Source organism: Limnospira sp. PMC 1279.21 (assembly GCF_032349615.1).
Classification (GTDB): domain Bacteria; phylum Cyanobacteriota; class Cyanobacteriia; order Cyanobacteriales; family Microcoleaceae; genus Limnospira; species Limnospira fusiformis.
The window spans coordinates 1-11,043 of the sequence record NZ_JARPLU010000121.1 but is presented as its reverse complement, the minus strand read 5'-3'; the positions used below and the strand labels follow the sequence as shown (position 1 = coordinate 11,043).

Annotated in this window: 6 protein-coding genes; all 6 read left to right on the top strand. The window is 46.6% G+C overall.

The features are described from left to right. Positions 1-359 precede the first annotated feature (359 nt). The 6 genes from P5683_RS17055 (at position 360) to P5683_RS17030 (ending at position 10,902) form a co-directional block, all read left to right on the top strand. A complete protein-coding gene (locus P5683_RS17055; RefSeq protein ID WP_006621459.1) occupies positions 360-1,610 on the top strand; it encodes a response regulator in 1,251 nt (416 codons plus the stop codon). Positions 1,611-1,844: 234 nt separating this feature from the next. Next, the gene (locus tag P5683_RS17050; protein ID WP_006617199.1) at positions 1,845-2,210 is read left to right on the top strand and encodes a response regulator transcription factor; all 366 of its coding nucleotides are present in this window, start codon (positions 1,845-1,847) and stop codon (positions 2,208-2,210) included. A gap of 10 nt (positions 2,211-2,220) precedes the next feature. Continuing rightward, positions 2,221-2,757, top strand: a complete 537-nt coding sequence (locus tag P5683_RS17045) for a chemotaxis protein CheW (protein ID WP_006621462.1) — start codon at positions 2,221-2,223, stop codon at positions 2,755-2,757. A 219-nt stretch (positions 2,758-2,976) separates the two neighbouring features. Beyond that, positions 2,977-6,351, top strand: a complete 3,375-nt coding sequence (locus P5683_RS17040; RefSeq protein WP_006669108.1) for a methyl-accepting chemotaxis protein — start codon at positions 2,977-2,979, stop codon at positions 6,349-6,351. A 114-nt stretch (positions 6,352-6,465) separates the two neighbouring features. After that, the gene (locus tag P5683_RS17035) at positions 6,466-10,617 is read left to right on the top strand and encodes a response regulator (RefSeq protein ID WP_006621464.1); all 4,152 of its coding nucleotides are present in this window, start codon (positions 6,466-6,468) and stop codon (positions 10,615-10,617) included. 21 nt (positions 10,618-10,638) lie between these two features. Next, the gene (locus tag P5683_RS17030; protein WP_035758729.1) at positions 10,639-10,902 is read left to right on the top strand and encodes a hypothetical protein; all 264 of its coding nucleotides are present in this window, start codon (positions 10,639-10,641) and stop codon (positions 10,900-10,902) included. Positions 10,903-11,043 lie beyond the last annotated feature (141 nt).

Below are 11,043 nucleotides of genomic sequence, written 5' to 3'. Positions count from 1 at the left end.
GGTATTACCCAGAGGAGGTCAAGTCCTGGGAGAACCCGCGTCCACCATTATCAATGGAATAATTAATTATTAATTATTAATTATTAATTATTAATTATTCACAATTCTTGATTATTGCCGGGGGGCAAGTGATGGGGTATTACCCAGAGGAGGTCAAGTCCTGGGAGAACCCGCGTCCACCATTATCAATTGTCCATTATACATTATCCACCACGATGGATTGAGTTAATTCACTATTTATGCTATCCTAACGAGAGTGTAAGACAGTAATGTTGCCCTTACCCTCCTCAATCCCATTAATTGAGTTGTATGAGGACATTAAAAAAATTTAAGCGATCGTCAGGAGGCCAAGCGGCTTCATGCAAGGCTCTTTAAATGAAATCGATATCCGCAGTATATTGCAGTTGGTCGAAGTCGGTCAACGCACCGGTCAGTTAATGGTGGAAGCCTATAGCCCCGCCGCCTCGGTAGTTTCGGAAAAATATAGCGATCGCTTGAAGAGTCACTGCTGGCTAGTTTTTTGCTCCAACGGTAGAATTGTCTATGCTGGGGAAAGCGAGGGTAGCCTGAAAAGACTGCGGGACTACCTGTACCGCTACAAGTTAACAGAAGTCCTCAATGAGTTAGAAGTGCCGTCAATTACGGCAGTTAACGCGCCCGAATACGGCTATTTGTGGGTGCTACTAGAACAAAACGCGATTACCCCCACCCAGGGGCGCAGCATTCTCCATGGGATGATTTCCGAAACCCTATTCGACCTTCTCAGCCTTCACCACGGGGCTTTTAACTTTGAAATGGGTTCACCCCTAGCACCGCAATTAATGACTTTACAAATCAACACGGTGTTACCTAAAATTATGAAACAGGTGCAGGAGTGGAAAACTTTTCACCCCCATATCCAATCCCCCAGTCAGTGCCCCCTCATTTTAGACCCAGACAAACTTAGACAAGTAGTGCGTCCCAATGTCTTTGAAACTTTAACCCGTTGGGCGGACGGAAAAACGACTTTCCGACAAATTTCCCGTTATTTGAACCGAGATATTGTCGCAGTCACCAAGGCGATCTATCCTTTTTTACAACAGGGTTTTGTGCAACTGCGCTTTCGGCCGACCGAACCAAGTCCGTACCCCCGTTCTCAGTTCGAGAGTAAGGTTCCCCGCATTGTCTGTATTGATGACGATCGCGTAATTCGGGAGACAGTAGAGTTAATCTTAACGGAGCATGGCTACGAGGCGACGGCTATAGGTCATCCCCTGAAGGCATTAAGTCAAGTGTTCCAACTGAAACCAGATCTGATTTTATGCGATATCGCCATGCCGGAACTAAATGGATATGAAATTTGCGCGATGTTGCGAAGTTCTAGTGCTTTTCGGGAAACTCCGATTATCATGCTAACAGGCATTGATGGATTTATCGATCGCCTCAAAGCCCGAATGGTGAGAGCGACCAATTATCTGACCAAACCGTTTAGCAAGAGGGAGTTACTGACGCTGGTAGAAAACTATGTGGGTACAGCCGACGGTCATTCCCGGAAGCTAGAAAGTCAACTCGCCGAGACTTTTTCCCATAAGTGGCCTTCTCTTGACTCGGAGGAGTCTTATTCGGTCTGATTTCAAAGTGTAATCAATAGGTGGCGAACTTAGGTATACTTGAGATTAAATCCATTCGCATTAAGGATTTGATCAAATCAACTCTGCGGGTGGAATATCGCGGTTGCAATAAAGCCAATGGCTTGTAACTGGAATGTCTCGGAGCTGAGGGTTGGCCGAATTATATTGGAAATGCCCCAGTCCCTCCGCGCCCTGCCTCAGTTAACTTAGAACCCAGCAACTCAGCAAGATAGTATGAATACAATTATGGTTGTAGAAGACAGTGTGACACAACGGGAGATGATCTCAAATCTCCTGAGAGAAAGTGGCTTAAAAGTCGCGGTAGCAAGCGACGGTGTAGAGGCACTAGAACAAGTTCAACAAATCTCTCCCGATCTAGTGGTGTTGGATATTGTAATGCCTCGCATGAATGGCTACGAACTGTGTCGCCGTCTCAAGTCTGATCCGAAAACTCAAAAAATTGCCATTGTGATGTGTTCTTCCAAGGGAGAGGAGTTCGATCGATATTGGGGCATGAAACAGGGGGCAGATGCTTATATCGCCAAACCATTTCAGCCGACTGAACTGGTAGGGACGGTTAAACAGCTATTAAGGGGGTAGGTGAGGGGTAATGGTTGGAAGTCCCGATTTTATCACGGGTCAAGGTGCAGACGGCTCCGAGTTTCAGGAGCTAGAAACCCCAGAGGGTGAGTTGCATCTGCGTTTTTTTGTGGCATCGGGTGCCGAATTTGCCTTGCCCGCTATGGGTATCAAAGAAGTCCTATCTCAATCAATTGACCGCATTACTCCCATTCCCAATGTATCATCCCTACTGTTGGGGACTCTCAACTTGAGGGGACGAGTGGTTTGGGTGGCTGATCTAGGACAGTTTTTGGGAGATACAATGCAATTAAACACCGATCGCACGGAAATTCCCGTAATTGCCGTAGAAGACCAAGATACTATGTTGGGTTTAGCAGTAGAGTCGATAAACAATCTGACGGCTATGGACTGGCTACCCATAGAAAAAATGAGAACGCCAGTTCAGGTTCCCGATAGCATGGCTCCCTATATAAAAGGGGAGTGGGTTCTGGAGGATTCACCAGATAAACCTTTGCGCCTGTTAGACCAAATTGCCGTTTTGCGATCGGCTCGGTGGGCAGTATAAATAAGCTGTATACAAGGTGATTGAACCAATACAGCTATCTGCATCACTATAATATAACTAATTGTGGCTCAGGATGATTACAATTGAGGGGGTTGTGGTCATCATCAGTCCAACATTTGCCCAAGCAGTAATCAAGATACTAACTAAGCTAATACAGTTGTTTTAAGTTTTAAATGTAATTTTTGCGGTAACTTTATAGAGTCGTAAGGGGAATGGCCAATGACAGCAAGTGCAGAATATCTGCAGGAGTACCAAAAAACTGAGGCAGCCTACACAGATGGAAAATTGGACGAGGCGGCTACTTTAGTCTATAAATTAGTGGAAGACTACCCGGAAGACCCATTCGCTCGCCTCCTGTGTGGTCACATTTACTACGGTTTACAACAATACGATGTGGCACGGGAACAATATGAGGTGGTCCTTAGCCTGACGGAAGACCCGGCACTGGTGGAACAGGCGGAAGACTACTTGACAGAAGCTAGTCAATTCTGCGAGGACTCGGAGACCGGTTCGTCTTTGGGAGATATTAGCTTGGATGATGAGTTTGATGATGAGTTTGATGATGCTCAAGAAACTATCCTAGAGGATTTGAGCTCGGTAGGTGATGATGCTAACGGTTCCCTCGATTTTGATTTGGAAGAAGAACTAGATCTAAATGCGATCGATGAACAATTAGATGAGTTGGAAGAATTAACGGCAGCATCCCAACAACTAGGGAAATATCCCCAAAAACCCTCGGCAACTATAGAAACCCTGGATGATGCTCTGGATTTGTATGATGACGAAGATATGGGCATGGAAGAAATAGATATATCGTCAGCCTTGGATGATTTAGATGAACTAAGTAACCTCGAATTTGAGGAAGGAACAGAGGAAAACTTAGAGGCGATCGACGACGACCTCGGGGACTTAGATAGATCTGCAGATGAACTAGAGCCGGAAAATTTGAATGGTAAAGCCAGTGTAGGGGGTGAAGAACTAAATGACTCCCTAGAAGATGAATTTGACTTAGAAGAAGATAACTTTAATCCCCTAGAATTAGAAGCTAATCCCCTGGTAGATGATTCCAACTTCGACCTAGATGATGAGGTAGACCCGGACCTAACCAACCCGTTAAATAACCCCTTTGCTCAGGGGCAAGAAACTGACGAGGAAGAAGAAGACCCTGACTTGAATTTTGACCTAGAAACATCAGATCCCTTTGTGATGGACGAAGAGGATGAACTGGTGTTGACGGAAGGATTAGATCCAGAAGACCCCATGAGTGGCTCCCTCGAACAACTATCAGAAGACTTGTTTGAGGAAGATTTAATCGATGATTCCCATAAAGACTCCCCCGGGACAAATACCCCTGGGGTGACTCAAGAACATCAAGACAGTTTGGATGATTTGGATGACGATTTCAGCCTGACAGATCTACCTTTAACTGATGGGCCGATAACTAATGAACCGATAGTTGATAATGTTGCCGAAGAAATTAAACCGCCGGATTTGGGCGATGTGCAGGATGAACTGGATATCGGAGAACTGGAACTAGAGGAGGATGATATTTTTTCTCCCCTAGAAGATATGGCTGATGCTAGGCATCAAACTGTGGCAGAAACTAACGGTAATGGTAACGGTAAAGGATTGGTGAAACCTGATCAGATCAGCCTGAATAAGACCCCAAATAATAATTTAGATGAGGAAGAAGAAAATTTCTCTGATTTCAATCTGGATGGGGACAAAATTAATGATTCAGTATCTGAGGAGTTGGAACTGGATGATATCCCGGATACGTTTGACCTCGATAGCCTGGAAGAGTCAACTGTAAGCAATGGGACGGCTAATGGTGCGATCGCCCACAACAAGACAAATCAAACCTCTGGTTCTCAAGTCAACGAATTTTTAGAGGATTTTGAAGAGTTTGATGATGTAGAGGGTTTTGGGATTCCAGATGCGGCGGGATATGCTTTTATGCCCGATAGCGCTGACTTGGATGATGATGACCTCGATAGTAATTTCCTGGGAAGGTCTAGCAGTATCCCAGATAACGATAGCTCGGCGATCTACGAGGATGATGTGTTCAATACTCCCACAGAAAGGGAGGCGATCACGGCATTTTCTAACCTATCAGAAGACTCGGTTGATACTAATATTTCGGTAGAACAGGGCTCATTTGCCTTCCTGGAAAATAAGCCGCTCAGATCTAAGTCTTTTTATATAGCATTGGGGAGTGGGTTAGTAACTTTGATTGCTGTGGCTGTGGCTACTAATATTGCTACTAAGGTTGCTGCTAGTAGTTATCAAGGGGAAGTGGTTAACTATCTACGCCGCTCAGGTTGGTTGATGACTATTGTGGCTGGGGCTAGTAGTTTTGGGACGGCTTTTGCTATGGGCCGTATTACCAGCCAACAGCTAGAGAAGGCGACTGGCGACCTGCAAAAACAGTTTGATGCGATCGCACGAGGAAACCTTAATGCCCGTGTGAATGTCTACGCGGAAGATGAACTGGGGCAAATGTGCGCTAAATTTAACTACATGGCTCAGTTCATTGAAAGCACCACCAGGGAAGCTCAACGGAAGGCGGAAGAACAGGAGGAGGCTAAGGAAAACCTCCAGCGTCAAGTGATTAGACTCCTAGATGATGTGGAAGGGGCGGCGCGAGGAGATTTGACTGTGAGCGCTGAGGTGACTGCAGACGTGCTGGGGGCGGTAGCAGACTCGTTTAACCTGACAATTCAGAACCTGCGGGAAATTGTGGTTCAGGTGAAACAAGCGGCTCGTCAGGTGAGTCGTGGAGCGACGGATAGTGCGAGTTTTGCCAAAGATGTGGCTGGGGATGCTTTGCGACAAGCGGAGGAATTGGCCGCGACTCTTAATTCGGTGCAACTGCTGACTGATGCTATTCAACGGGTAGCAGATAGCGCCAAGGAAGCTGAGGAAGTAGCCAGGACGGCGGCGGCTGTAGCAACTAAGGGTGGTGAAGCGGTAGAAATGACTGTGGCTGGTATCTTGAAAATTAGGGAAACAGTGGCAGAAACGACGCGAGATGTTAAGCGTTTGGCTGAATCTTCTCAGGAAATCTCGAAAATTGTCGCAATCATTTCTAATATTGCTTCGCGGACTAACTTACTGGCTTTGAATGCTAGTATTGAGGCGGCTAGGGCGGGAGAAGCAGGCCGTGGTTTTGCTATTGTGGCTGATGAGGTGCGACAACTGGCGGATAAGTCGGCTAAGTCCCTCAAGGAAATTGAACAAATTGTAATGCAGATCCAAAGCCAAACCAGTTCTGTAATGATGGCAATGGAGGAAGGAAACCAGCAAGTAATTGAGGGGACCCGTCTGGCGGAACAAGCGAAGCGATCGCTTGATGATATCATCCAAGTAACCAATCGTATTGATGTTTTGGTGCGATCAATTACGGCTGATACGGTGGAGCAAAACGAAACAGCTAGGGCGGTGGCTGAAGTAATGCAGGCGGTAGAACTAAGCGCCCAAGATACATCCCAAGAAGCCCAAAGGGTCGCCAGCGCCCTCAGTAACCTGGTAGGAGTAGCACGAGATCTGCTAACTTCGGTGGAAAGGTTCCGAGTAGATCCTTCGGAACATTAATAGCCAAAGTTCCTAGTCAAAGATTAATGAACCCTCGTAAAATGTGATTTTCTGAGTAAGTGTCTGAGTTTTAAAAAAATAATATTGTCCATTTATTTATACTATTAAAAAGCCATGGAACCAGAACAACAACAACGGATAATGGGTTACTTTATTGAGGAGGCGAGAGACCACCTCAATACCATAGAACAGGGCTTGCTGAATCTGCAAAGTACCATTGAAGACCGAGAACTATTATATGAGGTGTATCGGGCGGCTCACTCGGTGAAAGGGGGAGCAGCTATGCTCGGTCTTCATAGTATCCAAAAAAGTGCCCATCGCCTGGAAGATAACTTTAAAGCGTTGGAAAAAATAACGGAACAATCTCATATTGAGGTTGATCAACAACTAGAATCGCTATTTTTACGAGTATTTGATACCCTGCAAGCTTTAATAGATAATCTGTCGGGTCCCTATGGACTGACAGAGGAAACTTCCCAAAGCCTGTTAACGGAAGTTGAGCCGGTTTTTGAAGCACTAAACTATAATTTAAAAAACCTATCGGAACTAAATGGTGTAGTGGCGGAAGGTGCTACTAGCGTCCCGAAAACAGCCCCGGCTCAGGCTCCAGTGGCGGTGAAGGTTGCTCCGAAAGTGACAGTTAAGGCGATCAATAGTGCGGAAGAACTTTTCTTTTGTGGTGATGTAACTTCACGGTTGCGGGAAATGCTGGATTTGTTTAAAAAGTCGGATAATACCGCCAATAGAAACCGCTTAATTGAAATTTGTCGGGAATTGGCTAGGGGTGGAGAAACTTTTGATAAAATGCACTGGGTGCAATTTTTAGACACTGTAGAAAAGGCGATCGCTTATGGGGCAAATAGCTATAAAACTCTGGCTCCGGTGGTGATTACTGGCATGAAACAGGCTCAGTATTTAGCGCTAAGTAATAGAGAAAGTGAAATAGTGGTAGATTCGGAGTTGTCAAAATTACTGCCTCCTGTAGATAATGGGAATGGGAATGGTAAGGGAATTTTAACGGCTGATGATGAATTTTGGTCGGAATTAGATTTAACTACGAACTCGGAAGTAGAAGAAACTGATGAGATTGATTTGGAACCGGAGAAGACATCAGAATCAATACTAGATGATTTCCCATTGGTTGATTATGTGGAGATGGAAAAAGAACACAGCGGCCACCCGCCAGGGCCGCAAATGCAACCGGAAGAGTTGAAAAGTTTGGCGGATCTGTTTGAGGTGGTTGATCGTCATGGGGGCGGTATTGAAGATGCTTGGGAAGAGGAAAGGCTGCTCGAAGAAGCTGATAAACTTTCCGACTTGAACAGTGATACAGAAGATTTTGACAGCTTTTTTAGCAATGAACCGCCGTCTAATGAAAGCAACTTTAAGCCGGTTTCTGATGATGATGACGATTTAACTAGCCTCCTGTTAGAAGAACTAGAATCAAGCGATCGACCGACCCCAGAAAATTCTCCAGCCGATTCTAAACCTGTCAAGAAAAGTAGTAATGATGACCCGGATAATTTTATCCAACAGTTGTTGGAACTTGATGATGAGGAACAGGAAACAACTGTCGCGCCTGAAAGTTCAACAGGGATTGGTCAATCATTAGATACCCCGGATCCTTGGGAGAGTGATAATCAAGATGGGGGGACTGATGGGGATCTTGATTGGTTTGAGGTGTTAGCCCGTGAGGATAACAACAATGGCAAATTAACCTCTAGTGTAGACACTATTGCTGAGGACAAACAGGTTCAAACGCCACCTGAGTCGAAGTGGGATGATAGAACTGCAGATTTGTTTGATTTTGATGATTTGTTTGGTAGTAGCGACACGGAGGAAACCGTAGAGTGCGTTAGCTTGGGTAGCAAAAAAAACACTGGGAAAACCGACCAACTGGGTAACGCACCGAAAACTGAAAGCACACCATTACCAGCCTCGTCGCAGACAACTGACAACATAACCACGACTCCAGATGTGGGGTTAGATAGTGATTGGGAAGATGATTTGAGTCTCCTGGATGATTTGCTAGGGTCTACGGATGATCAAAATACGACTGATGATGATAATGCTGATGATGGGGTGCTATCTGATCTCGATCGCCTTTTGGGTGAAACAGCACCGCCAGGGGCGCAATCGAGTACCTGGGAAGAACAGAGGGCTCGATCCTGTGAGGATGATGAGTTCAAGGAGTTGGCTGAACTGCTGGAAGAACCCATAGCCGCCCAATATAGCCCGTCTTATCAAAAATCTCAAACTACTAAGTTTGATCCGATCGCTAAAGTTCCGGTGAAAGAATTGGATAATCTCAGTAACCTGATTGGGGAACTGGTGGTTAACCGCAATAGCCTGGAACAAGACCAAGAAAGGATGCGACAGTTTTTAGATAACCTGCTGGATCAGGTGTCGCTGCTAAGTGATGTGGGTCAGCGGATGCAGGATTTCTATGAGCGATCGCTGCTGGAAATTTCCCTATTGTCTAATCGGCAAAAATCAGCTTCTTTCCACGGAAGTTATCATGGCGGTGGTGATGAACACCCGACTAGATCAGATCCTAACACTTTTGACTCCACAGAACTCGATCGCTTTACCCCCTTCCACACACTCTCTCAAGAAATTATTGAGTTGGTGGTGCGGGTGCGAGAGTCGGCCGCTGATATTGAATTCTTGGTGGAAGAAGCAGATCAGGTGAGTCGCCAACTGCGCCAAGTAACTAATCAGTTACAGGAAGGCTTGAATAAAGCGAGAATGGAACAGTTCGCCGGGGCAACCGATGGCCTGAAACGTCCGGTGCGGGATCTGTCGATTAAGTGTGGTAAACAGGCGGAATTGGTGGTGGAAGGTCGAGATACCCTCATAGATAAAATGCTTTTGGGTAAACTGCGCGACCCTCTCACTCACTTGGTAAATAATGCGATCGCTCACGGTATCGAATCCCCAGAAGTCCGTAAGGCGGCGGGTAAGTCGCCCACGGGTCAGATTACCATTAAGGTTTTCCACCAAGGCAACCAAACGGTGTTATCGGTTTCTGATGATGGGGCGGGAATTAATGTGAATCGGGTTAAGGAAAAAGCTATACAGAAGGGTTTATTGACCCTGGAATCCGCTTCAAATCTGCCAGACCATGATACATACAATTTGCTTTTCCTGCCGGGTTTTACTACCCAGGATCAGGCGGGTGATATTGCAGGTAGAGGGGTTGGTATGGATGTGGTGCGGACGAATTTGGCGGAAATTCGAGGCAATATTACTACCGATTCGGTATTGGGAGAGGGAACTACCTTTACGATCCGCCTCCCACTCAATATGAGTATCTCCCGGGCGCTTTGTTGTATTAGCGATCGGGCTCGGATTGCTTTCCCTATGGATGGGGTGGAGGATATGATCGATGTGCCTCGTGAGCAAATTAAAACAGGACCAGACGGTAAACAGACCCTAGAATGGCGGGGTTCGGTGCTGCCTTTCCGCCACCTGCGAGAATTACTTACCTATAAGCGCCATTTGGGTCGCGGCGGTGTTTATGGTGCGAATATCGAAGAGGATATGATTTCTGTGATTGTACTACGGGCGGCGCTTAATTATCTGGCTGTTCAAGTTGATCAGGTTTTGGTAGAACAGGAAATCGTAATTAAACAGCTTGAAGGTCCGGTACCTAAACCTATTGGTATCGCCGGGGCGACTGTTTTGGGGGATGGTCAAATTGTGGCGATCGCCGATGTTTTAGAATTAATTGACCTGGCTACTGATCGGGTACGCCGAACTGTAGAAACCATGAGATGGGATGATAATCTCCCCAGTGAACCCATAGATGCTCCCGCCTCTAAAACTGAGCCGACTGTGCTGATTGTTGATGATTCGATTACAGTGCGATCGTTGTTGTCTATGACCTTTGAAAAATCCGGCTATCGGGTTGAAGAAGCCCGCGACGGTAAGGAAGCCTGGGAAAAACTTAAATCTGGCTTACCCTGTGATATCGTCTTCTGCGATATTGAAATGCCCCGTATGGACGGCTTGGAACTTCTCTCGCGAATGCAGAAAGACCCACAACTCGAAGGTCTACCTATTGCTATGTTAACTTCTAGGGGCGCTGACAGACACCGCCAGATGGCTTATCAATTAGGCGCGAGAGGCTATTTTACTAAGCCTTACCTAGAAGAACAATTACTCGAAGCGGCGGGGCGAATGTTACGCGGTGAAATTGTCGGGAAACCAGCAGGCGCTAAAGTGAAGCTGGGGGCGGGCGATCAGACTCGAGCTGTGTGCTAGTCGTGCTGGTGTTTGGGTCCTATGGTCTGTGTGCGAGTGGTGCTGGTGTTTCCGATAGGCGGACTTGCACCTGCCGCGTGGTGGCGCGTGTTCTGTGCTGTTTGTGGGGTGCATGGTCTTAGGCGCATCGTCGTCGGTGGGGTTTTTAAAGTTGATTTGTGGGAATTATGGCTGATCGCGGAACCCGCAAGGGCGGGTTTTCAAAGCCTACCTGCGGGAATTATGGCTGACTGCGGAACCCGCAAGGGCGGGTTTTCAAAGCCTACCTGCGGGAATTATGGCTGACTGCGGAACCCGCAAGGGCGGGTTTTCAAAGCCTACCTGCGGGAATTATGGCTGACTGCGGAACCCGCAAGGGCGGGTTTTCAAAGCCTACCTGCGGGAATTATGGCTGACTGCGGAACCCGCAAGGGCGGGTTTTCAAAG

Bases quoted from the DNA above. Each gene is read 5' to 3' on its own strand.
- P5683_RS17045 (WP_006621462.1), top strand. From the start codon at position 2,221: ATGGTTGGAAGTCCCGATTTTATCACGGGTCAAGGTGCAGACGGCTCC.
- P5683_RS17050 (WP_006617199.1), top strand. From the start codon at position 1,845: ATGAATACAATTATGGTTGTAGAAGACAGTGTGACACAACGGGAGATG.
- P5683_RS17055 (WP_006621459.1), top strand. From the start codon at position 360: ATGCAAGGCTCTTTAAATGAAATCGATATCCGCAGTATATTGCAGTTG.
- P5683_RS17030 (WP_035758729.1), top strand. From the start codon at position 10,639: ATGGTCTGTGTGCGAGTGGTGCTGGTGTTTCCGATAGGCGGACTTGCA.
- P5683_RS17040 (WP_006669108.1), top strand. From the start codon at position 2,977: ATGACAGCAAGTGCAGAATATCTGCAGGAGTACCAAAAAACTGAGGCA.
- P5683_RS17035 (WP_006621464.1), top strand. From the start codon at position 6,466: ATGGAACCAGAACAACAACAACGGATAATGGGTTACTTTATTGAGGAG.